This is a genomic window from Demequina gelatinilytica, assembly GCF_000971115.1.
In the GTDB taxonomy this organism is placed as follows: domain Bacteria; phylum Actinomycetota; class Actinomycetes; order Actinomycetales; family Demequinaceae; genus Demequina; species Demequina gelatinilytica.
Map to the genome: position 1 here is coordinate 82,982 of NZ_BBLV01000007.1, position 23,304 is coordinate 106,285.

Annotated in this window: 23 protein-coding genes; all 23 read left to right on the forward strand. The window is 72.0% G+C overall.

Translation table 11 applies throughout. The annotated features are described in order from the left end of the window. The first annotated feature begins 1 nt into the window (after position 1). Positions 2–961, forward strand: coding sequence for an aspartate carbamoyltransferase catalytic subunit (locus AOM00_RS07395; RefSeq protein ID WP_062517180.1), 960 nt, complete (start codon positions 2–4; stop codon positions 959–961). After that, complete coding sequence (locus AOM00_RS07400) at positions 958–2,262, forward strand: dihydroorotase (protein ID WP_062517181.1); 1,305 nt, start codon at positions 958–960, stop codon at positions 2,260–2,262. Before AOM00_RS07395 ends, AOM00_RS07400 begins: the two co-directional genes overlap by 4 nt. Beyond that, positions 2,259–3,389 carry a glutamine-hydrolyzing carbamoyl-phosphate synthase small subunit gene (carA, locus tag AOM00_RS07405; RefSeq protein WP_062517182.1) on the forward strand — a complete coding sequence of 377 codons (1,131 nt, stop codon included), beginning with the start codon at positions 2,259–2,261 and terminating at the stop codon, positions 3,387–3,389. The genes AOM00_RS07400 and carA overlap by 4 nt, the downstream gene beginning before the upstream one ends. Next, positions 3,382–6,678 carry a carbamoyl-phosphate synthase large subunit gene (gene carB / locus AOM00_RS07410; protein WP_062517183.1) on the forward strand — a complete coding sequence of 1,099 codons (3,297 nt, stop codon included), beginning with the start codon at positions 3,382–3,384 and terminating at the stop codon, positions 6,676–6,678. Before carA ends, carB begins: the two co-directional genes overlap by 8 nt. 131 nt (positions 6,679–6,809) lie before the next feature. Next, on the forward strand, positions 6,810–7,649 hold the full coding sequence (gene pyrF / locus AOM00_RS07415; RefSeq protein ID WP_062306249.1) for an orotidine-5'-phosphate decarboxylase: 840 nt from the start codon (positions 6,810–6,812) through the stop codon (positions 7,647–7,649). Between the two features lie 28 nt (positions 7,650–7,677). After that, positions 7,678–7,992, forward strand: a complete 315-nt coding sequence (gene mihF, locus AOM00_RS15405; RefSeq protein WP_042212116.1) for an integration host factor, actinobacterial type — start codon at positions 7,678–7,680, stop codon at positions 7,990–7,992. After that, entirely contained in the window at positions 7,989–8,543 is a 555-nt protein-coding gene (gene gmk / locus AOM00_RS15410; protein WP_062517184.1) for a guanylate kinase, read from the forward strand. Before mihF ends, gmk begins: the two co-directional genes overlap by 4 nt. A gap of 38 nt (positions 8,544–8,581) precedes the next feature. Then, positions 8,582–8,854: a DNA-directed RNA polymerase subunit omega gene (gene rpoZ / locus AOM00_RS07430; RefSeq protein WP_042212120.1), complete on the forward strand. Its 273-nt coding sequence runs from the start codon at positions 8,582–8,584 to the stop codon at positions 8,852–8,854. An 8-nt stretch (positions 8,855–8,862) separates the two neighbouring features. Further along, positions 8,863–10,086 (forward strand): bifunctional phosphopantothenoylcysteine decarboxylase/phosphopantothenate--cysteine ligase CoaBC, encoded by a 1,224-nt coding sequence (gene coaBC / locus AOM00_RS07435; protein ID WP_062517185.1) that lies wholly within the window; start codon positions 8,863–8,865, stop codon positions 10,084–10,086. A gap of 80 nt (positions 10,087–10,166) precedes the next feature. Next, positions 10,167–11,336, forward strand: coding sequence for a methionine adenosyltransferase (gene metK / locus AOM00_RS07440; RefSeq protein WP_062517186.1), 1,170 nt, complete (start codon positions 10,167–10,169; stop codon positions 11,334–11,336). Positions 11,337–11,341: 5 nt separating this feature from the next. Further along, positions 11,342–13,309: a primosomal protein N' family DNA-binding protein gene (locus AOM00_RS07445; RefSeq protein ID WP_156159083.1), complete on the forward strand. Its 1,968-nt coding sequence runs from the start codon at positions 11,342–11,344 to the stop codon at positions 13,307–13,309. Between the two features lie 21 nt (positions 13,310–13,330). After that, positions 13,331–14,266, forward strand: a complete 936-nt coding sequence (fmt, locus tag AOM00_RS07450) for a methionyl-tRNA formyltransferase (protein ID WP_062517188.1) — start codon at positions 13,331–13,333, stop codon at positions 14,264–14,266. Continuing rightward, complete coding sequence (locus tag AOM00_RS07455; protein ID WP_062517189.1) at positions 14,263–15,609, forward strand: RsmB/NOP family class I SAM-dependent RNA methyltransferase; 1,347 nt, start codon at positions 14,263–14,265, stop codon at positions 15,607–15,609. The genes fmt and AOM00_RS07455 overlap by 4 nt, the downstream gene beginning before the upstream one ends. A gap of 162 nt (positions 15,610–15,771) precedes the next feature. Then, on the forward strand, positions 15,772–16,440 hold the full coding sequence (gene rpe, locus AOM00_RS07460; protein ID WP_062517190.1) for a ribulose-phosphate 3-epimerase: 669 nt from the start codon (positions 15,772–15,774) through the stop codon (positions 16,438–16,440). A gap of 10 nt (positions 16,441–16,450) precedes the next feature. Further along, positions 16,451–17,458, forward strand: a complete 1,008-nt coding sequence (gene ribD / locus AOM00_RS07465) for a bifunctional diaminohydroxyphosphoribosylaminopyrimidine deaminase/5-amino-6-(5-phosphoribosylamino)uracil reductase RibD (protein ID WP_228373441.1) — start codon at positions 16,451–16,453, stop codon at positions 17,456–17,458. Next, entirely contained in the window at positions 17,459–18,049 is a 591-nt protein-coding gene (locus AOM00_RS07470) for a riboflavin synthase (protein WP_062517192.1), read from the forward strand. Beyond that, positions 18,046–19,287, forward strand: coding sequence for a GTP cyclohydrolase II (gene ribA / locus AOM00_RS07475; RefSeq protein WP_174442335.1), 1,242 nt, complete (start codon positions 18,046–18,048; stop codon positions 19,285–19,287). Before AOM00_RS07470 ends, ribA begins: the two co-directional genes overlap by 4 nt. Further along, complete coding sequence (gene ribH / locus AOM00_RS07480) at positions 19,284–19,748, forward strand: 6,7-dimethyl-8-ribityllumazine synthase (protein WP_062517193.1); 465 nt, start codon at positions 19,284–19,286, stop codon at positions 19,746–19,748. Before ribA ends, ribH begins: the two co-directional genes overlap by 4 nt. A gap of 73 nt (positions 19,749–19,821) precedes the next feature. Next, positions 19,822–20,241 (forward strand): hypothetical protein, encoded by a 420-nt coding sequence (locus AOM00_RS07485; RefSeq protein ID WP_062517194.1) that lies wholly within the window; start codon positions 19,822–19,824, stop codon positions 20,239–20,241. Positions 20,242–20,292: 51 nt separating this feature from the next. Next, a complete protein-coding gene (locus AOM00_RS07490) occupies positions 20,293–20,556 on the forward strand; it encodes a phosphoribosyl-ATP diphosphatase (RefSeq protein WP_062517195.1) in 264 nt (87 codons plus the stop codon). Positions 20,557–20,564: 8 nt separating this feature from the next. Then, positions 20,565–21,407, forward strand: coding sequence for an ATP phosphoribosyltransferase (gene hisG / locus AOM00_RS07495; protein ID WP_062517196.1), 843 nt, complete (start codon positions 20,565–20,567; stop codon positions 21,405–21,407). Then, a complete protein-coding gene (locus tag AOM00_RS07500) occupies positions 21,407–22,381 on the forward strand; it encodes a helix-turn-helix transcriptional regulator (RefSeq protein WP_062517197.1) in 975 nt (324 codons plus the stop codon). Before hisG ends, AOM00_RS07500 begins: the two co-directional genes overlap by 1 nt. Next, positions 22,374–23,282 (forward strand): helix-turn-helix transcriptional regulator, encoded by a 909-nt coding sequence (locus tag AOM00_RS07505; RefSeq protein WP_062517198.1) that lies wholly within the window; start codon positions 22,374–22,376, stop codon positions 23,280–23,282. Before AOM00_RS07500 ends, AOM00_RS07505 begins: the two co-directional genes overlap by 8 nt. Positions 23,283–23,304 lie beyond the last annotated feature (22 nt).

Here is a 23,304-nt window from a genome sequence, read left to right on the forward strand (position 1 = left end):
GATGCGCCACCTCCTCTCGACCAAGGACCTGTCGCGCGACGACGCGATCCTCATCCTCGACACCGCGGCCCAGATGGCGGCCACGCAGGAGCGCGAGGTCCGCAAGCTCCCGACGCTGCGCGGCAAGACCGTGGTGAACCTCTTCTTCGAGGACTCGACCCGCACCCGCATCTCCTTCGAGGCCGCCGCCAAGCGCCTCAGCGCGGACGTCATCAACTTCTCCGCCAAGGGCAGCTCCGTGAGCAAGGGCGAGTCCCTCAAGGACACCGCGCTCACGCTCCAGGCGATGGGGGCCGACGCCGTGGTGGTCCGGCACTGGGCCTCCGGCGCGGCGTACCAGCTCGCTCATGGCGGCTGGCTGCACGGCAGCGTCCTCAACGCGGGCGACGGCACGCACCAGCACCCCACGCAGTCGCTGCTCGACGCCTTCACGATGCGCCGCCACCTGGTGAGCGATCCGACCGGAGCCGACCTCGCGGGCCTCACCGTCGCGATCGTCGGCGATGTGCTGCACAGCCGCGTCGCGCGCTCCAACGTCCACCTGCTCCACACGCTCGGCGCCAAGGTGGTGCTCGTGGCGCCGGCCACGCTGGTCCCGGTCGGCATCGAGCCGTGGCCGTGCGACGTGGTCCACACGCTCGATCAGGCGCTCGAGGCCTACGAGATCGACGCGCTCATGATGCTCCGCGTCCAGCGCGAGCGCATGACCGGTGGAGGGTCGGCATTCTTCCCGAGCCCCGCCGAGTACACGCGCCTGTTCGGCCTCGACGGAGATCGCCTGCGTCGCCTGCCGGACCACGCCATCGTCATGCACCCCGGCCCCATGAACCGGGGCCTCGAGATCTCGGCCGAGGCCGCCGACTCGCCCCGCTCCGTCATCGTGGAGCAGGTCGCGAACGGCGTCGCCGTCCGCATGGCCGCCCTGTACCTGCTGCTTGCCGGAGAGGAGGGCGCCCAGTGAGCCGCCCCATCGTCATCGAGAACGCGTCGCTGTACGGCGACACCACCGCCAGCATCCTCGTCGAGGACGGCGTCATCACGGCGGTGGGGGAGGTGGCCGCCCCGGAGGGTGCCGTGGTGGTCGACGCCACCGGGCTCATCGCGCTCCCGGGCCTGGTCGACCTGCACACGCACCTGCGCGAGCCGGGGCGTGAGGACGCCGAGACCATCGAGACCGGTTCCCGCGCGGCGTCCCGCGGCGGTTGGACCGCGGTCTTCGCGATGGCGAACACGAACCCCGTCGCGGACACCGCGGGCGTGGTCGAGCAGGTGTGGAGCCGCGGCCGCGAGATCGGCCTGGTCGACGTCTTCCCGGTGGGCGCCGTCACGGTGGGCCTCAAGGGCGAGCACCTGTCGGAGATGGGTGCCATGGCGCACTCGAAGGCGAACGTCCGCCTGTTCTCGGACGACGGCGTGTGCGTCTACGACCCTGTCATCATGCGTCGCGCTCTCGAGTACGTGAAGACCTTCGACGGCGCGATCGTCCAGCATGCGCAGGACCTGCGCCTGACCGAGGGCTCCCAGATGCATGAGGGCGAGGTGAGCGCCGAGCTCGGCCTCGCGGGCTGGCCCGCCGTCGCCGAGGAGTCGATCGTCGCGCGCGACGCCCTGCTCGCCGAGCACGTCGGATCCCGCGTGCACGTGCAGCATCTGTCCACCGCCGGCTCGGTGGAGATCATCCGGTGGGCGAAGGCCCGCGGCATCAGCGTGACCGCAGAGGCCACGCCCCACCACCTGCTCCTCACCGACGAGTCCGCGCGGACCTACGACCCGCTGTTCAAGGTCAACCCGCCGCTGCGCACCCAGTCCGACGTCGATGCTCTCCGTGCCGCCGTCGCGGACGGCACCATCGACATCATCGCGACCGACCACGCGCCGCACGCGGCCGAGGACAAGGACTGCGAGTGGGCCGCCGCCTCGTTCGGCATGCTCGGCCTGGAGACCGCTCTCGGCGTGATCCAGAAGGCCCTGGTCGACACGGGCGCGCTCACCTGGCGCGACGTCGCGCGCCTCATGTCGGAGAACCCCGCCCGCATCGGCAAGGTCGACGACCAGCACGGTCGTCCGCTCGCCGAGGGCGAGCCCGCCAACATCACCCTGGTGGACCCGGCCGCCGCGTGGACCGTCGACGGCGCCCAGCTGGCGTCGCGCGCCTCCAACACCCCGTACGGTGGCATGGAGCTTCCGGGCCGCGCCGTGGCCACCCTGCTCCGTGGCGAGCCCACCTACCTCAGCCCCCGTTTCGAAGGAGCGTTCGCGTGACCGATGCGACCCGCGCAGTCCTCGTCCTCGAGGACGGCCAGACGTTCGAGGGCCGCGCCTACGGCGCGGTCGGCGAGACGCTCGGCGAGATCGTCTTCAACACCGGCATGACCGGCTACCAGGAGACCCTCACCGACCCGAGCTACCACAAGCAGATCGTCGTGATGACGGCGCCGCACATCGGCAACACCGGGGTCAACGACGAGGACGACGAGTCGCGCCAGTACTGGGTCGCCGGCTATGTGGTCCGCGATCCCGCGCGCCGGCCGTCGAACTGGCGTGCCCAGCGGAGCCTCGACGAGGACCTGGTATCGCAGGGCGTGGTGGGCATCTCGGGCATCGACACCCGCCAGCTCACCCGCGTGCTGCGCACCGCGGGCGTGATGCGCGCCGGCATCTTCTCGGGCGAGGCCCTCGCGTCGGACGATGCGCTGCTGGCCCGGGTGCGCGAGTCCGCCCAGATGAAGGGCGCGCACCTCGCGGACGAGGTCTCGGTCACCGAGCCCTACGAGGTCGCCGCGATCGGCGAGGAGCAGGCCCACGTGGTGGCCGTCGACCTCGGCATCAAGGCGATGACGCCGCATCAGATGGCCCAGCGCGGCATCCGCGTCACGGTGGTGCCCTCGCGCATGCCCGCCGCGGAGATCCTCGCGATGAGCCCCGACGGCGTGTTCTTCTCCAACGGCCCCGGCGACCCGGGCGCCGCGGACGCGACGGTGGCGACGCTCCGCGAGATCCTCGACGCGAAGGTGCCGTTCTTCGGCATCTGCTTCGGCAACCAGATCCTGGGTCGCGCGCTCGGCTACGGCACGTACAAGCTCGCCTTCGGCCACCGCGGCATCAACCAGCCCGTGATGGACCGCACCACGGGCAAGGTCGAGGTCACCGCGCACAACCACGGCTTCGCCGTGGACGCACCGCTCGAGGGCGAGTCCGACTCCCCGAACGGCTACGGCAAGGTGCTCGTGAGCCACGTGTGCCTCAACGACGACGTGGTCGAGGGCCTCGAGTGCCGCGACATCCCCGCGTTCTCGGTCCAGTACCACCCGGAGGCCGCGGCGGGTCCGCACGACGCCTCGTACCTCTTCGACCGCTTCCTCGACCTCATGAAGGGCCGCAATGCCTAAGCGCGACGACATCAAGTCCGTCCTGGTCATCGGGTCCGGCCCGATCGTCATCGGCCAGGCCTGCGAGTTCGACTACTCCGGCACCCAGGCGTGCCGCGTCCTCAAGTCCGAGGGCATCCGCGTCATCCTCATCAACTCCAACCCGGCCACCATCATGACCGACCCGGAGTTCGCCGACGCGACGTACGTCGAGCCGATCACCACCGAGGTCATCGAGCGCGTGATCGCCAAGGAGCGCCCCGATGCGCTGCTGCCGACCCTGGGCGGGCAGACGGCCCTCAACGCCGCGATCGACGCGGCGGAGGCCGGCATCCTCGACAGGTACGACGTCGAGCTCATCGGCGCCAACCTCGAGGCGATCCACCTGGGCGAGAACCGCGAGCTCTTCAAGGGCGTGGTCGAGCGCTGCGGCGCGGACTCCGCCGCGTCCGTGATCTGCCACACCATGGACGAGTGCCTCGCCGCCGCCGAGCAGCTGAAGTACCCCGTGGTGGTGCGTCCGTCGTTCACGATGGGCGGCCTGGGCTCGGGCTTCGCGTACGACGAGGCGGACCTGCGCCGCATCGCCGGCGCAGGGCTGCACTACTCGCCGACCACCGAGGTCCTCCTCGAGGAGTCGATCCTCGGCTGGAAGGAGTTCGAGCTCGAGCTGATGCGCGACAAGCACGACAACGTCGTGGTCGTGTGCTCGATCGAGAACGTCGACCCGGTGGGCGTCCACACCGGCGACTCGGTCACCGTGGCCCCCGCGCTCACGCTGACCGACCGCGAGTACCAGCGCATGCGCGACATCGGCATCGCGATCATCCGCGAGGTCGGCGTCGACACCGGCGGCTGCAACGTCCAGTTCGCCATCGAGCCGAACACCGGCCGCATCATCGTCATCGAGATGAACCCGCGCGTGTCGCGCTCCTCGGCGCTGGCGTCGAAGGCCACGGGCTTCCCGATCGCGAAGATCGCGGCGCGCCTGGCGATCGGCTACTCGCTCGACGAGATCCCCAACGACATCACGGGCTCCACGCCCGCGAGCTTCGAGCCCACGCTCGACTACATCGTGGTGAAGGTGCCCCGCTTCGCATTCGAGAAGTTCCCGGCCGCGGACCCGGTGCTCACCACCACCATGAAGTCCGTGGGCGAGGCGATGAGCCTCGGCCGCTCCTTCACGGAGGCGCTCGGCAAGGCGCTGCGCTCGATCGACAAGAAGGGCGCCAACTTCCACTGGGACGGTCCCGTCCCGGCGGGGGAGGAGCTCGAGGAGCTGCTGCGCGCGATCGAGGTCCCCACGGAGAAGCGCTTCATCCAGGTCCAGCAGTGCCTGCGCGCCGTCGAGGCGGGGACCATCAGCCTCGAGCGCGTCTTCGACGCGTGCAAGATCGACCCGTGGTTCCTCGACCAGATGCTCCTCATGAACGAGGTCGCGTCGAAGGTCGCGTCGGCGCCCACCGTCGACGCCGCCCTCCTGCGCGAGGCGAAGGGCCACGGCCTGTCCGACCAGCAGATCGCGGACCTGCGCGGCCTCAAGGTCAACGAGGTCTTCCAGATCCGCAAGGCGCTCGGGGTCCTCCCCGTCTTCAAGACCGTGGACACGTGCGCCGCCGAGTTCGAGGCGCGCACGCCGTACCACTACAGCTCCTACGACGCCGAGACCGAGGTCCAGCCGCGCGACCGCGAGGCCATCATCATCCTCGGCTCCGGCCCCAACCGCATCGGCCAGGGCATCGAGTTCGACTACTCCTGCGTCCACGCGGCCCTGACGCTCAAGGACCGCTACGAGACCATCATGGTCAACTGCAACCCCGAGACCGTCTCGACCGACTACGACACCGCGAACCGCCTCTACTTCGAGCCCCTGACCTTCGAGGACGTCATGGCGGTCTACGAGGCCGAGCTCGCGGTGGGTCCGGTGAAGGGCATGTTCGTCCAGCTGGGCGGCCAGACCCCGCTGTCCCTCGCGCAGCGCCTCGCCGATGCGGGCGTGCCGATCCTGGGCACCAGCCCGGAGGCGATCGACAACGCCGAGGACCGTGCCGCCTTCGGCCGCGTCCTCGATGCCGCGAGGCTGCCCGCGCCGGCCTACGGCACTGCGCACGGCATCGACCAGGCCGTCGAGATCGCCGAGAGCATCGGCTACCCGGTCCTGGTGCGACCGTCGTACGTGCTCGGCGGACGCGGCATGGAGATCGTCTACGACCGCGCGCAGCTCGAGGACTACGGCACCCGCATGGACTCGGTCGGCGACCACGCCACGGACGCGCCGCTGCTGGTGGACCGCTTCCTCGACGACGCGATCGAGATCGACGTCGACGCGCTGTTCGACGGCGAGGAGATGTTCCTCGGCGGTGTGATGGAGCACATCGAGGAGGCCGGCATCCATTCGGGCGACTCGGCGTGCGTGCTGCCGCCGTTCTCGCTGAGCAAGGCCGAGCTCGAGCGCATCCGCACGTCGACCGAGGCGCTTGCGCGAGGCATCGGCGTGCGCGGGCTCATGAACGTCCAGTACGCGCTCGTCTCCGACGTGCTCTACGTCCTCGAGGCGAACCCGCGCGCGTCTCGCACGGTGCCGTTCGTCGCGAAGGCCACGGGCATCCCGCTGGCCAAGGCGGCCTCCGAGGTCATGGCCGGCGCGACCATCGCCGAGCTCAAGGCGAGCGGCATGCTGCCCGAGCACGATGCGGCGAGCGTCGACATGAGCCAGCGCGTCGCCGTCAAGGAGGCCGTGCTGCCCTTCAAGCGCTTCCGCACCCACGAGGGCATCGCGGTCGACTCGGTGCTCGGCCCCGAGATGCGCTCGACCGGCGAGGTCATGGGCTTCGACGAGACGTTCCCGCTCGCATTCGCGAAGTCCCAGTCGGCGGCCTTCGGCGGTCTGCCGACCGGCGGCAAGGTCTTCGTATCGACCGCGGACCGTGACAAGCGCTCGATCACGTTCCCGGTGGCGCGCCTGCGCCAGCTCGGCTTCGAGATCCTCGCGACGGAGGGCACCGCCCAGGTGCTCCAGCGCATGGGCATCCCGTCGACCGTGGTGCGCAAGCACTCGGAGGGCCGCGGCCCGAACGGCGAGCCCACCATCGTCGACGTGATCCACGAGGGCGGGGTGGACCTCATCATCAACACCCCGTCCGGTCAGGGCGCGCGGGCGGACGGCTACGAGATCCGTGCGGCGGCCACCGCGGCGGACATCGCGATCGTCACCACCACGCAGCAGCTCTCGGCCGCCGTGCTCGCGATCGAGGCGCTCCAGGCCGGTCCGTTCGACGTGCTGAGCCTTCAGGACGCCGCGCGCGGCTGACTCCCTCGCGTCGCATCGTCCCCTGGCCGGGGGACGATGCGACGCGCCCGGCGTGCGCCCGCGCGCGCGCCCAACATCGCAGGTAGTGTGTCAATGGCTGCACATTTGGGGCAGCTCGCAAGGAGGTAGGGATGGCGTTCGGCGCCCGTCTCGCGGCCGCGATGGACCAGTACGGTCCGCTCTGTGTGGGGATCGATCCCCACCCGGGTCTGCTCGCGGCGTGGGGCATGGAGGACACGGCGCAGTCGCTCGCCGATTTCGGCGATGCGGTGCTCGAGGCTGCGGCCGGCGCGTGCGCGGCGGTCAAGCCCAATGCGGCGTTCTTCGAGCGTCACGGCTCCGCAGGGGTCGCGGCTCTCGAGCATGTGCTGGGCCGCGCGCGTGAGCTGGGCATCCTCACGGTGCTCGACGCGAAGCGGGGCGACATCGGCTCGACCATGCAGGGCTACGCGGACTCGTACCTGCGGCCCGGCGCCCCGCTCGAGGCGGACTCGCTCACCGTCTCGCCCTATCTGGGCTTCGGCTCGCTGAAGCCCGCCCTCGATCTTGCCGCGGAGCACGGCAAGGGCATATTCGTGCTGGCGCTCACCTCGAACCCCGAGGGACCGGAGGTGCAGCACGCGATCGCGCCGGACGGCCGAGCCGTCGCGGCCGTGGTCGCCGACGAGGCGGCCGCGCTGAACATCGATGCCAGCCCCATGGGAGACGTCGGCCTGGTGGTCGGCGCGACCGTGGGGGACGCCGTCCAGCGGCTCGGCATCGATCTGGACCGGGTCAATGGTCCCATCCTGTCCCCTGGAGTGGGTGCTCAAGGGGCGGGTGCGGCGGAATTGTCCCTGGTCTTCGGGAACGCGCGGGGTCGCGTGCTCGTCAACCAGTCGAGGGGCGTGCTTCAGGCCGGCCCCGTCGTCGAGAAGCTGCGCGAGGCCACCATCGAGGCATCGTCCGCAGCGAGGAGCATCCTGCGCTAGTCGCAGGCCGACTTTGGAGGGAGAGGCCATGGCCACCCCGGAACTTACCGATGAGCAGCGCGCGGCAGCGCTGGTGAAGGCGACCGCAGTGCGGTCCGCGCGACGTGTCTTCAAGGAGGAGCTCACGCGGGGGGAGATGTCCCTCGCAGAGGCGATCCGGCGGGCGAAGGCGGATGAGGCCCTGGCCGGCATCCGCGTGCGCGACCTGCTGCAGTGCCTTCCCGGCATCGGCCCCAAGCGCGCGCAGCTCGTGATGGAGGAGATCGGCATCTCGCTCGCCCGCCGCATCCGCGGCCTCGGCCAGCACCAGGTCGACGCGCTCGTCGAACGCGAGCGTCGATGAGCCGACTCATCGTCCTTGCCGGCCCGACGGCGGTCGGCAAGGGCACCGTCGTGCGCACGTTGCGCGACATGGCACCTGAGGTCTACATCTCCGTCTCCGCGACCACGCGCGAACCGCGTCCGGGCGAGGTGGACGGCGTCCATTACCACTTCATCTCGCGCGACGACTTCGAGCGTCGCATCGCGGCGGGGGAGTTCCTCGAGCACGCCGTGGTCCATGGTCAGAACCGGTACGGCACGCTGAGGGGCCCGGTCGACGAGCGCCTGGCCCAGGGCGAGCCCGTGCTCCTGGAGATCGACCTCCAGGGCGCCCGGCAGGTCAAGGAGACGATGCCTGACGCGCACTTCGTCTTCCTCGCGCCGCCGTCGTGGGACGAGCTGGTGAACAGGCTCGTCGGTCGCGGCACCGAGGGCGAGGAGGAGCGCGAGCGTCGTCTCGCCACCGCGCGGGACGAGATGGCGGCCGTGGAGGAGTTCGACCAGGTCATCGTCAACGACACCGTCGAACGCGCCGCGGAGGAGCTCCTGTCGGTGGTCCGCGGGACCCGGTAGACTGTCCCGAGTCTTTTTGTGAAATCTGAGGAGTGAACGTGGCCGGAACCGTCGCCAACCCCATCGGCATCACCAACCCGCCGATCGACGAGCTGCTCGCCAAGGTCGACTCGAAGTACGCCCTGGTGATCTACGCGTCCAAGCGTGCGCGCCAGATCAACTCGTACTACGAGGCGCTGGGCGAGGGCCACTTCGAGAACGTGGGCCCGCTCGTCGAGGCCGACACCACCGACAAGCCGCTGTCGGTCGCGCTGCGCGAGCTCAACCAGGGCGACCTGCTCGAGCTCGGCGACTCCGCCGAGCAGCAGTAACCCCTTCCGTGCGCGTCCTCCTGGGCGTCACCGGCGGTGTCGCGGCGTACAAGGCCGCCATCGTGCTGAGACGCCTCAAGGAGGACGGGCACACCGTCCGCGTGGTCCCCACGGCTGCCTCGTTGCAGTTCGTGGGGCGCGCGACGTGGGAGGCGTTGTCGGGCCTTCCCGCCACGACGGACACCTTCGACAACGTCCCCGCGGTCGAGCACGTGAGGCTCGGCCAGCAGGCGGACCTCGTGCTGGTCGCTCCGGCGACCGCCGACTTCCTCGCGCAGCTCGCCCACGGTGAGGCACGCGACCTCCTGGGCAACGCGCTGCTTGCGACGCGCGCCCCCGTGGTCGTCGCCCCTGCGATGCACACCGAGATGTGGGAGAAGCCCTCGACTCAGGCCAACGTCGCGACGCTGCGGGAGCGGGGCGTCACCGTCATCGATCCCGCGGTCGGCCGCCTGACCGGGCCCGACTCGGGCCCCGGGCGCCTTCCGGAGCCGGAGGAGATCGTCGCCGCTGCGTATGCGGTGGTGGGCTCCGGGCCCATGCCCGACGGGACCTCCTCCGCGCCGTGGGGCGACCTTGCCGGCGTGCGCATCGTCATCTCCGCCGGGGGGACCCGCGAGCCCATCGACGCCGTGCGCTACCTGGGCAACCGTTCGTCGGGGCATCAGGGCTTCGCGCTCGCCGAGGCGGCGCGCGAGCGCGGTGCGCACGTGACCGTGGTCGCGGCGAACGTGGCCCTCCCGCTGAGCGAGGGCGTCGCCCGCGTCGACGTCGAGACCAGCGCGGAGCTCGCCCGGGCCGTGCGCCAGTCTGCAGCCGAGGCCGACGTGGTGGTGATGGCGGCCGCCGTCGCGGACTTCCGTCCCCGCGAGGCCTCGGCCACCAAGATCAAGAAGGACGGCAGCGGCGCGCTCACGCTCGAGCTCGTCGAGACGGAGGACATCCTCCGCTCGCTGGTCCTCGAGGCGGTGCCGGGCCGCACGGTCGTGGGCTTCGCCGCGGAGACGGGCGACGATGCGACGTCCGCGGTCGAGCATGCGCGCGCCAAGGCGCGGCGCAAGGGTGCCGACCTGCTCGTCTTCAACCCCGTGGGGGAGGGGCGAGGCTTCGGCGACGTCCCCAACGAGGTGACGATGCTCGACGCCGCCGGCGCGGAGGTCGGGCGGGCCGCCGGGCCCAAGCTCGCGGTCGCGCATGCGGTGCTCGACGCGGTGGCACGCCTGCGCGGCTGAGCCCCGCCGATCATGCGCCGTGGCGCCGGCCCGACACGTGCGCGGTGAGACGGTCGCACCCCGCCATTACGATGTCCGGCATGACCTCCCTCAGGCTGTTCACCTCCGAGTCCGTGACCGAGGGTCACCCCGACAAGATCTGCGACCAGGTCTCCGACGCGATCCTCGACGAGATGCTGCGGCAGGACCCGCTGTCGCGCGTCGCGGTGGAGACGATGGTGACCACCGGGCTCGTGCACGTCGCGGGTGAGGTGACCACGGAGGCGTACGTCGACATCCCGGGCACCATCCGGGGCGTGGTGAACGACATCGGCTACACGTCCTCGCACGCCGGCTTCGACGGCGACTCGTGCGGCGTGTCGGTGTCGATCGGCGAGCAGTCGCCCGACATCTGGATGGGGGTGGGCAACGCAACGGACTCCGACGCGCAGGAGCTCGGCGCGGGCGACCAGGGCCTGATGTTCGGGTACGCCTGCAAGGACACGCCCGAGCTCATGCCGCTGCCCATCCACATGGCGCACGCGCTGACGGCGCGTCTGGCCCAGGTGCGTCGCAGCGGCGAGGTCGCCGGGCTGCGTCCGGATGGCAAGGCGCAGGTGACCATCGGCTACGACGGCGAGCGCGCCGTGTCGGTGGACACGGTCGTCGTGTCGACCCAGCACGCGGAGGAGGTCGCGACGGAGGACCTGCGCGCCGCCGTCGAGGAGCTGGTGATCGCCCCGGTCCTCGCTCGCTACGAGCTCGACGCGTCCGCGCATCGTTCCCTCATCAACCCCACCGGTCGCTTCGAGATCGGCGGCCCCAAGGGCGACGCGGGCCTCACGGGTCGCAAGATCATCGTCGACACGTACGGTGGCATGGCGCGCCACGGCGGCGGTGCGTTCTCCGGCAAGGACCCGTCGAAGGTCGACCGCTCGGCGGCCTACGCGATGCGTTGGGTCGCGAAGAACGTGGTCGCCGCCGGCCTGGCCGACCGCTGCGAGGTCCAGGTCGCGTACGCGATCGGCACGGCGCATCCCGTGGGCCTGTACGTCGAGACCTTCGGCACGGCCACCGTGGCCGAGGCCGGGATCGTCGCCGCGATCCGTGACGTGTTCGATCTCCGCCCCGGAGCGATCATCGAGGCGCTCGACCTGCGCCGCCCGATCTACCGCCAGACCGCCGCGTACGGGCACTTCGGCCGCGAGCTGCCCGACTTCACGTGGGAGCGCACCGACCGCGCCGCCGATCTCGCGAGCGCGGTCCGATAGCCGCGTTGCTGCCCCGTACTGTCGCGCGCGTATGCGTCGACAGCGAGCTGCCGCACCTCGACAGACCCTTCGACTACGAGGTTCCGGAGAAGCTGCGCGCCAGCGTCGCGGTGGGATCACGTGTGCGCGTGCGGTTCAGCGGTCGGCTGCTCAACGGGGTGGTCATCGCGCTGGACGACGACAGCGACTTCGACGGCACGCTGCTGCCGCTCCATTCGTGCTCCGCCGTGCCCTCCTACACGCCCGCGGCCATCGCGTTCGCCGAGCAGGTAGCGCGGCGGTACGGCGGCGGGCTGTGGGACGTGCTGAGGCTCATGGCCCCGCCGCGGGTCGCCGGGGTCGAGAAGCGCGACTGGTCCACCGTCGAGCATGACGAGCAGGCCTTCCGCGAGGCGCATGCGACGCTCGCGAGCGCGGCGGCGCAGGTCTCGCTTCCCGACGACGCCGTCGCGCGCGGCGCGCGCATCGTGTGGGAGGCGGTCCCCGACCCCTCGCGTCGTCACGGGCTCCCCGTCGACGCGCTGCTGGCACCGGCGGTCGCCGTCGCATCCCGCGGGCTGTCCTCCCTGGTGATCCTCCCTGACGCGCGCGCGGTCGCGGCCGCCGCGGAGGCGTTGGAGCGTGCGGGTCTGTCGCGTTGGACCGCGCGCTCGGGCGGTCACTTCGCGGTGCTCCACGCCGACGACGGCTCCTCGGTCCGGTTCGGCTCGTACCTCGCGGCGCTCCAGGGCCACGTGCGGATCGTGCTCGGGACGCGCCCGGTCGCGCTCCAGCCGGTGCCGGCGCTCGGTCTGATCGTCATATGGGACGACGCCTCGCCCGTGTACGACGACCCCCACGCGCCCTACCCGCACGCCCGTACGCTGGCCGCGATGCGGGCGGACGAGGCGGGCGCCGGGGTGCTCCTGGCCTCCTACGCGCCGAGTGTCGAGGCGATGTCCCTGGTCGCCCACGGGTGGGCGGAGCGCGCGGGCGTGGCCCGCAACGAGGTCCGGGTCGCGACGCCGCTGGTCACCGTCGTGGACGATGCCCGGCGCGAGGCCGAGGGCGCCTCCGGATGGCACTGGATGCCGGCCTCCGTGTGGCGGCGTGCGCGCGGCGCCCTCGAGCGCGGGCCGGTCGGCATCATGGTGCCGCGCGCGGGCTATGTGCGCGCCACGGCCTGCGCCCGCTGCGGCGCATGGGCCGCGTGCCCGGCGTGCGAGGGCCCACTGCGCCGGGACTCCGCCACGGACCCGTTGCGGTGCGCCGAGTGCGGTGCGGAGCACCCGCATTGGCACTGCGGCGAGTGCGGCTCGCCGGCCACCAAGCAGCTGAGGCAGGGCGTCGAACGGATCGCGGAGCAGGTCACCGCGATGGCGCCGGGTGTCCCCGTGACCCTCTCTGCGGGCGCGGTGGGGACCGTGCCCGACGGGCGGGTCTCCGAGGGCATCGTGGTCGCCACACCCGGGGCCCTGCCCGCCGTCGCAGGCGGCTACGCGAGCATCGTCATCGTGGGCGCCGACGTCCCCGCGGGTGGCGCGCTCGGAGCCGAGCTCCAGGCGCTGCGCTGGTGGCTGTCCGTCGCGGCGCTCGCGCGGCCGCGCGGGGACGGGGGAGAGGTGCTCGCGGTGGGCGAGCTGCCGCCCGCGGTGCGTGAGGCGCTGGTGGGCTGGTCCGCGGGCGACTCGGCCTGGGAGGCCTACGTCGAGCGCGCCGACCTGATGCTCCCCCCGTATCGGAGGGCGATCCGGCTCTGGGGCGAGCGGCCGGTGCTGACGCTCGCGCTGTCGGAGACCGTCGAGGGTGAGCGCCTCGAGCGCCATCGCGACGTCGCCGTGGTGGAGGCCAAGGGCGGCGTCACGCTGCTGGTGACACGTCGCGCGGCCCAGGGCGTCGTGGACGTGCTGCGCCGACGTCAGCAGGAGTTCTCCAAGGTGGGCGACGGGGAGCTGCGCATGCGCGTCGACGCCCCGCTGGACCCCGTGTCCTGAGCGCCGCCCTAGACTGGTCCGATGCGCCTGATCTTCGCCGGAACGCCTGAGATCGCCGTCCCGACGTTGGCCGCCCTCGAGGACGCGGGCCACGAGATCGTGGCGGTCCTCACCCAGCCCGACGCGCGCGGCAAGCGTGGTCGCACGCTCCATCCGTCGCCCGTCAAGGAGTACGCGCTCGAGCGCGGCCTCGACGTGTGGACGCCGGAGAAGGCGTCGGCGCCCGAGGTGGTCGCGCGCGTCGAGGAGCTCGAGGTCGATGCGGCGGCGGTGGTCGCGTATGGACAGATCCTCCGGCCCCGGCTGCTCGCCGCGGTCCGGCTCGCGTGGGTCAACCTGCACTTCTCCGTGCTGCCCACCTGGCGTGGCGCCGCCCCGGTGCAGCGCGCGATCATGGCCGGCGACGAGGTGACGGGCGCGAGCACGTTCGTCATCGAGAAGGGCCTCGACACAGGCCCGGTCATCGGCACGCTCACCGAGCGCATCCGCGTGACCGACACCGCCGGCGACCTGCTCGAGCGGCTGGCCCGGCTGGGCGCGCCCCTGATGGTGCAGTCGCTCGAGGCGCTGGACTCCGGCGCGGCCCGACCCGCCGCGCAGAGCGGCGACGATGTCAGCTACGCGGAGAAGCTCACGCGCGAGGACGCGTACGTGCGATGGGACCTCGCCGGGCACATCGTCGACCGGCGCATCCGGGGGTGCACGCCCGCACCCGGGGCGTGGACCACGCTTCCTGATGGCTCGGTCGCGAAGCTCGGCCCGGTGTCGCCGCGCCCGCAGCGCGCCGGCACCGTCCCAGGCCAGCTCCGGGAGGAGGCCGGCGAGGTGCTGGTCGGTACGGGCACGGAGCCCGTCGCGCTCAGCTGGATCGCACCCGCCGGCAAGAAGCCGATGGACGCCGCGGCCTGGTGGCGCGGTGCACGCCTGGGCGAGGGCGCCCAGCTGGGGGAGGCATGAGCCGCGCCCGGGACGTCGCCTACGACTGCGTGATGGCGGTCTCGACCGAGGGCGCGTACGCGAACCTGCTGCTCCCGTCGCTGCTCGAGAAGGCAGGGCTCGAGGGGCGGGACGCGGGCTTCACCACGGAGCTCGCCTACGGCGCGCTGCGCATGCGGGGGCTCTACGACGCGATCATCGGCAAGGCGTCCGGCCGGGACCCCCGAGACCTGGACCCGGAGGTGCGCGTCGCGCTGTGGCTCGGCACGCACCAGGCGATCGCGATGCGGGTACCCGCACACGCCGCCGTGAACGAGACGGTCGACCAGGTCCGCCGCGAGCGCGGTGCCGGCGCCGCCAAGTTCGCGAACGCGATCATGCGCCGGGTGACCGAGCGCGACGCGGAGGGCTGGCTTGCCGCCGTGGCCGCGGGCGATTCGCGCGCGGCGGTCGCCACGCGCCATTCGCACCCGGAGTGGGTGGTGCGCGAGCTCGAGGAGGCGCTCGCCGCAGACGGCCACGGGGGCGAGGTGACCGCGCTCCTCGAGTCCGACAACTCTCCGGCACGCGTCACGCTCGTGGCGCGTCCCGGTCTGGTCGACCGTGAGGAGCTCATCCAGCAGGCGGGCGGCGAGGCCGGCGAGTACTCGCCCTACGCCGTGGTGCTGCCCGGCGGGCGTCCGGGTGACCTCGAGGCGGTCGCGGACGGCACCGCGGCCGTGCAGGACGAGGGCAGCCAGGTGGTCGCCGCCGCGCTGGCGTACGCGCAGCCCGTCGAGCCGGGGGAGCGGTGGCTCGACCTGTGCTCCGGTCCGGGAGGCAAGGCCGCCCTGCTCGGCGCGCTCGCCGCCGACGGCGCCGCGACGCTCGACGCGGTCGAGCTCCATCCGCATCGCGCCGACCTGGTCCGACGCTCGACGCGTGCCGTTCCGGAGGGCGTGGTCACGGTGCATACCGGGGACGGCACCACGTGGGGCGAGGACGGCACCTACGACCGCATCGTGCTCGATGCGCCGTGCTCGGGGCTGGGTGCGCTGAGGCGCCGTCCCGAGTCGCGCTGGCGTCGCCAGCCTGAGGACCTTGCCGAGCTCGTGGACCTGCAGAAGGCGCTGCTCGCCAACGCGGAGCGCCTCCTCGCTCCCGGAGGGCTGCTCGCCTACATCACGTGCTCCCCTGTGCTCGCGGAGACGCGCGGCATCGTGGCCGGCACCACGCTGCGCCAGGTCGACGCACGCGACGCTGTCGCGGCGGTCACCGGCACGGTCCCGCGCGTGTGGGGCGAGGGCCCTCACGTCCAGCTGTGGACCCATGTGCACGGCACCGACGCGATGTTCCTCGCACTCCTGGAGAAGCCCACCGCCTGACCTCCCCGGGTCCGCCGCGCTACAGCGTCGAGATCACGGTCTCCCACAGCAGCACGAGCACCAGCAGCCCGGCGTGCTCCAGAGTGGAGAAGGCGTGCCTCGCCGAGGCTAGGGGATCGGGCCCGGTGGGGCGGCGCCAGCGGCGGCCACTAGGCTTCTGGCATGGCCATCCAGATCGCGCCGAGCATCCTGTCCGCCGACTTCGCGAACCTCGAGCGGGACATCCTCGAGGTCGCCGATGCGGACTGGCTGCACGTCGATGTGATGGACGGGCACTTCGTGCCCAACATGACGCTCGGGCTGCCCGTGGTCGAGCGCATCGCCGAGGTCTCCCCGCTCCCGATCGACGCGCACCTCATGATCGACGACCCCGACCGCTGGGCCCCTCGCTACGCGGAGGCCGGTGCAGCCTCGGTGACGTTCCACCTCGAGGCGGCACGCGATCCGCGCACGATCGCGGCCGATCTCCACAGCCTGGGCAAGCGTGCCTCGTGCGCCATCAAGCCCGGCACGGCCGTGGAGCAGGTGCTGCCGCTCATCGACACGCTCGACATGGTGCTGGTCATGACGGTCGAACCCGGCTTCGGCGGCCAGGCGTTCATGGAGGACATGATGCCCAAGCTGCGCACCCTTCGCGCCGCCGCCGAGGCTGCGGGGCGCGATCTCCGGATCCAGACCGACGGCGGCATCGCACGCGCGACCATCGGCACCGTGGTCGAGGCCGGGTGCGACGTGGTGGTCGCCGGATCCGCGATCTTCGGCGCCGAGCACCGCGGCGCAGAGATCGCGGCGTTGCGCGAGCTCGCAGGGGCGGTGCGCCATCAGGTCTGAGGCCACCGGCATCGACGCGGAGCACCTCGCCCGCGCGGTGGAGCTCGCCGCACGCGGGCCCGCCTACGGTCCCAACCCCCGGGTGGGCTGCGTCATCGTCGGAACCGACGGCACGGTGCTCGGGGAGGGCTGGCACCGGGGCGCGGGCACCCCGCACGCCGAGCCCGCGGCGCTCGCCGACGCCCACGAGCGTGGGCATGACGTCGGCGGCGCCACGGCGTACGTGACCCTCGAGCCCTGCAACCACACCGGTCGCACCGGTCCCTGCACGGAGGCGCTCGCCGACGCGGGCATCGGCACCGTCCGCTACGCCGTCGAGGACCCCAACCCGCAGGCCGCGGGAGGCGGGGAGGTCCTGCGCGGACGCGGCATCGACGCGCGCCATGCAGCGTATGCGCCCGCGGCCACCCTCAACCGCCGCTGGCTCGGCTCCGTCGAGCGGGGACGCCCCTGGGTGATCGCCAAGTGGGCCCAGACGCTCGACGGACGCACCGCGGCCGTGGACGGCACCAGCTTCTGGATCACGGGTGAGGAGGCGCGGGCGCACGCGCATTCCGTGCGAGCCCAGGTCGACGCGATCCTCGTCGGCACGGGGACGGTCGTCGCCGACGATCCGAGCCTGTCGGCCCGTCCGCCGCACGTCGAGGAACCCCACCAGCCTCTCCGCGCGGTGCTCGGACTCCGTGACACGTTCGGCGCCAAGGTGTGGCGCGATGACCACGCCATCGCCATCCGCTCGCACGACCCCCATGAGGCGCTCGCCGCGCTCGCCGCGCGCGAGGTGCGTACCGTGGTGGTCGAAGGCGGGGGCACGGTGACCACCGCGTTCCTGCGCGCGGGCCTCGTCGACGAGGTCCATGCGTACATCGCGCCCGCCATCCTCGGTGCCGGGACATCGGCCGTGGGGGAGCTGGGAATCGGGACCATGGGCGGGGCGTTGAGGGGGCGGGACGTGACCGCGACCGCCCTGGGCGTCGATACGCTGGTCACCGCCTTCTTCCAGAGAGGACCGCAGTAGATGTTCACCGGCATCGTCGAGTCGCTCGGCACCGTCACCTCCGTGACCGTCGCCGACGCGACCGCACGGCTCACCATCGAGGCCCCCGGCCTCACCGATCTTGTCCATGGCGAGTCGATCGCCGTCCAGGGCGTCTGCCTCACCGTCGCCTCGCATGAGGGCAGCACATGGACCGCGGACGTCATGCGTGTGACGCTCGAGACCACCGCGCTCGGCGAGCTGACCGCGGGCTCCCGCGTCAACCTCGAGCGCGCGACACCCGCCGGCGGGCGCCTCGGCGGCCACATCATGCAGGGCCACGTGGACGGCGTCGCGACGCTCGCGATGCGCGACTCCCAGGCCGAGTGGACCGACCTCACGTTCGAGATCCCGTCCGAGCTCACGCGCTACGTGGTCCGCAAGGGCTCGATCGCGCTCAACGGCGTGTCCCTCACGGTCGCGGAGATCCACGATGCGCGGGTCACGGTCTCGCTCATCCCGACCACCCTCGCGGAGACGACCTTCGGGGCTATCGAGGTCGGCCAGCGCGCCAACGTCGAGGTCGACGTGGTCGCCAAGTACGTCGAGAAGCTCGTGGCGGCCCACGCATGAGCCTCGACGTGATCGCCCTGGTCGAGCGCGCGCTCGCCGACATGCGGGACGGCAAGCCGGTCCTGGTGTCCGACTCGCGCGACCGGGAGGACGAGGCGGACTTCATCATGGCCGCCGAGACCGCCACGGTGGACTGGATCGCCTGGGGCATCCGCCATTCGAGCGGCTACCTGTGCGCCCCGATGCCCACCGAGCGTGCCGACGCGCTCAACCTGCCCCTCATGGTGCCGTCGAGCCAGGACCCGCGCCGTACGGCGTACACGGTCTCGGTCGACGCGGCGGTCGGCGTGACCACCGGCATCTCCGCCGCGGACCGCACCACCACCCTCAAGGTGCTCGCGAACCCCGACGCGCACGCGGACGACCTCATCCGACCCGGTCACGTGCTGCCTCTGCGCGCCGTGCCCGGCGGGGTGCTGCATCGTCCCGGCCACACCGAGGCCTGCGTGGACCTCGCGCGCCTCGCGGGCCTCGAGCCCGTGGGCGTGATCGGCGAGATGGTGAACGACGACGGCACGATGATGCGCCAGGGCGACGCGTCCTCGCTCGCCGAGCGCGAGGGGCTGACATTCCTCACCATCCAGGACCTCATCGAGTACCGCCGCGCCGTCGGCGACCTCGCGCCTCCGATCGCGCCCCGACCGGAGCGGGTTCTCCACCAGGGCGAGGCTCGCCTGCCCACCCGGCACGGCGACGTCACCATCCACGCGTACCGCGACGCCCGCACGGGCGACGAGCACGTGGCGCTGGTGGCCCCGTCCAAGCCCGGGACCGTGCCCTACGTGCGCGTCCACTCGGAGTGCCTCACCGGGGACGCCTTCGGCTCGCTGCGCTGCGACTGCGGTCCTCAGCTCGATGCCGCGATCCAGCGCATCGTCGAGGACGGGGGAGCGGTGATCTACCTGCGCGGGCACGAGGGCCGCGGCATCGGCATCGCCGCGAAGGTGCAGGCGTACGCGCTGCAGGACCAGGGCTACGACACGGTGGACGCCAACACCCATCTGGGGCTGCCTGTGGACCGTCGGGAGTACGGCGCGGCCGCCTCGATCCTCCACGACCTGGGTCTCATGCAGATCCGTCTGCTGACCAACAACCCGGCGAAGGTCGAGGGTCTCCGGGCCTCGGGGATCGACTGCATCGATCGCATCCCGCACCGCGTGGGTGCGCATCCGGAGAACGAGAGCTACATCCGCACCAAGGTGATGCGGATGGGACACCTGTGGGGAGACAACGCATGAGCGGAGCAGGAGCGCCCACCGTCGAGGTCGACGCGTCGGGTCTGACCGTCGAGATCGTCGCGAGCTCGTGGCACACCGAGGTCATGGACGGGCTCGTGGCGGGCGCGATCCGCGCGGCCGAGTCCTCCGGTGCGGCGTACCGGGTCATCCGCGTCCCGGGGGCGTTCGAGCTGCCGGTGGTGGCCGAGGCGCTCGCCAGGAAGGGCGTCGACGCGATCGCATGCCTCGGCGTCGTGATCCGTGGCGGCACCCCGCACTTCGAGTACGTGTGCGATGCGGTCACGCGCGGCCTGACCGATGTGGCGCGGGTCCACGCGACGCCCGTGGGCTTCGGCATCCTCACCACCGACGACGACGCCCAGGCGCTCGACCGCGCGGGCCTGCCGGGCTCGAGCGAGGACAAGGGCGCCGAGGCGGTCGAGGCCGCGCTGGCGACAGCGCTGGTCCTGCGGGGTCTGTAGCCTCCGGCTCGCGCCGCCGAGCCCCCCGATGTGGGGGCTTGCACGCCCGTGGCGAGCGTGGTCGGGTGCGGGTGTGAACACCACGACCGACGGCGCTGCGGCGCGCGCCCGCCAGCCGCTGGCGTCGGAACGCGTGCTGACCCTCGCGCACGTCCTCGGCCTCTGCTCGCTGCTGGCGGGCATCGCGTACGTGGTCGCGTCGCCGTGGGTCCTTCTCGCGGGCCTGGGCTCCGCCATGACCGCCGGCGGGAACCCCCTGTCGCCGCTCGAGCTGATCGGATGGGTGGTGCTTCCCGGCGCCGTCGCGGTGGCGGCGATCCTGTGCGCGCTGGTCGCGCATGCGCGACGCCACCGCTTCGCGCCGGACCACCTCGCGATCATGACCGGCGGTTGGACGGCGCGCTCGCTGCTCCTGTCGGTCATCGGGGCCGTCCTCATGGCCGGGCCATGGGCCTGCATGCTCGTCCTCGTGCTCCGCGACGGGTTGCGCTGAACTGCCGCTTCCAGGCCGGACCGCCTGGCCGGGACCGATAGGCTGGCGCACGTGAAGACGTTCGAGAGCCTGTTCGAGGAGTTGCAGCGCCGTGCCGTGGAGCGGCCCGAGGGTTCGAGCACCGTCAAGATGCTCGACAAGGGCGTCCATGCGATCGGCAAGAAGCTGGTCGAGGAGGCCGCGGAGTCCTGGATGGCCTGCGAGCATCAGACCGACGACGAGGCCGCCGAGGAGATCTCGCAGCTGCTCTACTGGGCCCAGGTGATGATGGTCGCCAAGGGCCTCACTCTCGACGACGTCTACAAGAACCTTTGAGGAGAGAAGTGCTCCGCATCGCCGTGCCCAACAAGGGCTCCCTGTCCGAGCCCGCCGTCCAGCTGCTCAAGGAGGCGGGCTACCAGCAGCGTCGCGACCCCCGCGAGCTGGTGCTGGTCGACGAGCGCAACAACGTCGAGTTCTTCTTCCTGCGCCCGCGCGACGTCGCGGTGTACGTGGGCGCCGGCACGGTGCACGCCGGCATCACGGGACGCGACCTGCTGATCGACTCGGGGGCCGACGCCGTCGAGCACCTCGAGCTCGGCTTCGGCGGCTCCACCTTCCGCTACGCCGCGAAGCCCGGCGTCGCGGCCTCCATCGCCGACGTCGACGGCAAGCGCGTCGCGACGTCCTACCCGCGCCTGGTCGAGCAGCACCTCGCGTCGCACGGCGTCACCGCGACCGTGGTCCGTCTCGACGGCGCGGTCGAGTCCTCGGTGCGCCTGGGCGTGGCCGATGTGGTGGCCGACGTCGTGTCGACCGGCAGCACGTTGCGCGCCGCGGGCCTCGAGATCTTCGGCGAGCCGATCCTCGGCTCCGAGGCGATCCTGATCCGGGCGCAGGACGCGCCGGTCGAGGACATCGCGATCCTCACGGGTCGTCTGCGCGGCGTGCTCACGGCGCGCAAGTTCGTCCTGGTCGACTACGACGTCCCCGCGGACAAGCTCGACGAGGCGATCGCCGTGAGCCCGGGCTTCGAGGCGCCCACCGTGACGCCGCTGCACGGCTCCGACTGGCACGCCGTCCGCGTGATGATCCCCCGCAAGGAGATGAACCACATCATGGACGCGCTGTACGCGGTGGGTGCGCGCGCGATCCTCACGACCGAGCTGCTCGCGGTCAGGGTCTGATGGCGGTCGAGAAGGCGCAGCGCCTGCTCAACCTCATCATCGGGCTCTCCAGCACGCGGCACCGGCTCACACGCGACCAGATCCGCGACACCATCGAGGGCTACGAGCCGTTGCCGTACGGTGCGGACGATGAGGAGCGGCGCAAGGCCGAGGCGAGCTTCGAGCGCATGTTCGAGCGCGACAAGAAGGAGCTGCGCGAGCTCGGCGTGCCCATCGAGACCATCGAGGATCCCGTCCACGGCGACGAGATCGGGTACCGCATCCGGCCTGCCGAGGCGGCGATGCCCGCGCTCGATCTCACCGCGGCGGAGCTCGCCGTCGTGTCGATCGCGACCGACTACTGGCGTGGCGCGGTGCTGGGCGGCGACGCCCGCCAGACCGTGATGAAGCTCGCCTCCTCCGCGGAGCATGGCCCGCGCGTGGAACTGCCCTTCGCGGCGCTCCCCGCCGTCGCGAACGACGCGTTCGGGGCGCTTGTCGAGGCCGTCGCTGACCGGCAGTCGGTGCGGTTCGAGTACTCCTCGGTGAGCTCCGGCGCAGGGACGCGCACCATCGACCCGTGGCGCGTGGTGCTGCGCGCGGGCATCGCGTACGTGATCGGCTTCGACCGTGACCGGGAGGAGCCGCGCACGTTCCGCATCCAGCGGATCGGCGGCAAGGTGCGGCCGGTCGGCGATCCCGGCGCCTACGCGATCCCCAAGGACATCCCTCTCGGCGCGCTCGCCGAGAGCGGCGACGTGGCTACCGCGCGTGTCGCGCTCCGTCCCGAGTCGGGGCATGCGCTGCGCCGCCGTGGGACCCCCGTGGGTGCGGAGAACGGCTGGGAGCTCTACGACGTCGACTATGCGCACGGCGATGCGCTGGTGGCGGAGGTGCTCGCGCTGGCCGGGGGCGCACGCATCGTCCGCCCCGCGACGCTCGCCGATGCCGTGGTGAAGGCCGCGACGGCGGCGCTGGAGGTGGAGCGTGGCTGAGCAGGCGACCGATCGGCTGGTGCGGATGCTCGGCATCCTCACCTATGTCGAGCGCCACGGCGACACGCCGTTCTCGGAGCTCGCGGAGCACTTCGGCGTCTCCGTCGCCCAGGTGCGCAGCGACATCAACGCGCTCTGGGTGGCCTCCGAACCGGGCGACTCGTGGCTGCCGATCGACTTCTCCGCGGACGCCTTCGACCAGGACATCGCGTCGCTGGTGCGCAACGACGGCGTCACCCAGGTGCGGCTGTCCCCGCGCGAGGCGGTGGCGCTCGTCGGCGCGCTGTCGACGATGCGCGGGGCGGGCGCCCTCCCCGACGCGGGCACGCACCTGCTCGAGAAGCTGCGCGAGGCGCTCTCCGAGCCGGTCACCGTGGTCGGCGACGACCACGTGGGTGCGGAGATCCGCGAACCCCTGGTCGAGGCGATCGACCGGTACCGTCGCGTCGAGATCGAGTACGTGGACGCCATGGACCGGCGCTCGACGCGCGTCGTCGACCCGCACCGTCTGGTGGTCATCGACGGGCACGCCTACCTCGAGTGCTTCTGCCGTCGCGCGCAGGACTACCGCGTGCTGCGGCTGGACCGGATCGCGTCCGCGACCGTGCTGGACGGGGCGATCGAGCACCCGCCCACGGATTCCGCGGGCTTCTCGCTCACCCCGGCCTTCCGGGCCACCGTGACGGTCGGGCGTTCGGGCCGCTACGCGGTCGAGGACATGCCGGGCGTGGTCATCGAGGACGCGGACGATGCGGTGGTGGCCACCTTCGACGTCGTCGACGCGGCGTTCGTCGCCGGGCGGCTGCTCGCGGTGGCCCCGCACCTGCGGGCCGTCGCGCCTCGACGACTCGCCGACGCGCTCGAGCGTCAGGCGAAGGCTGTGCTCGACGTCCAGCGATAGACTGACGAGCAGTCACCCCCTC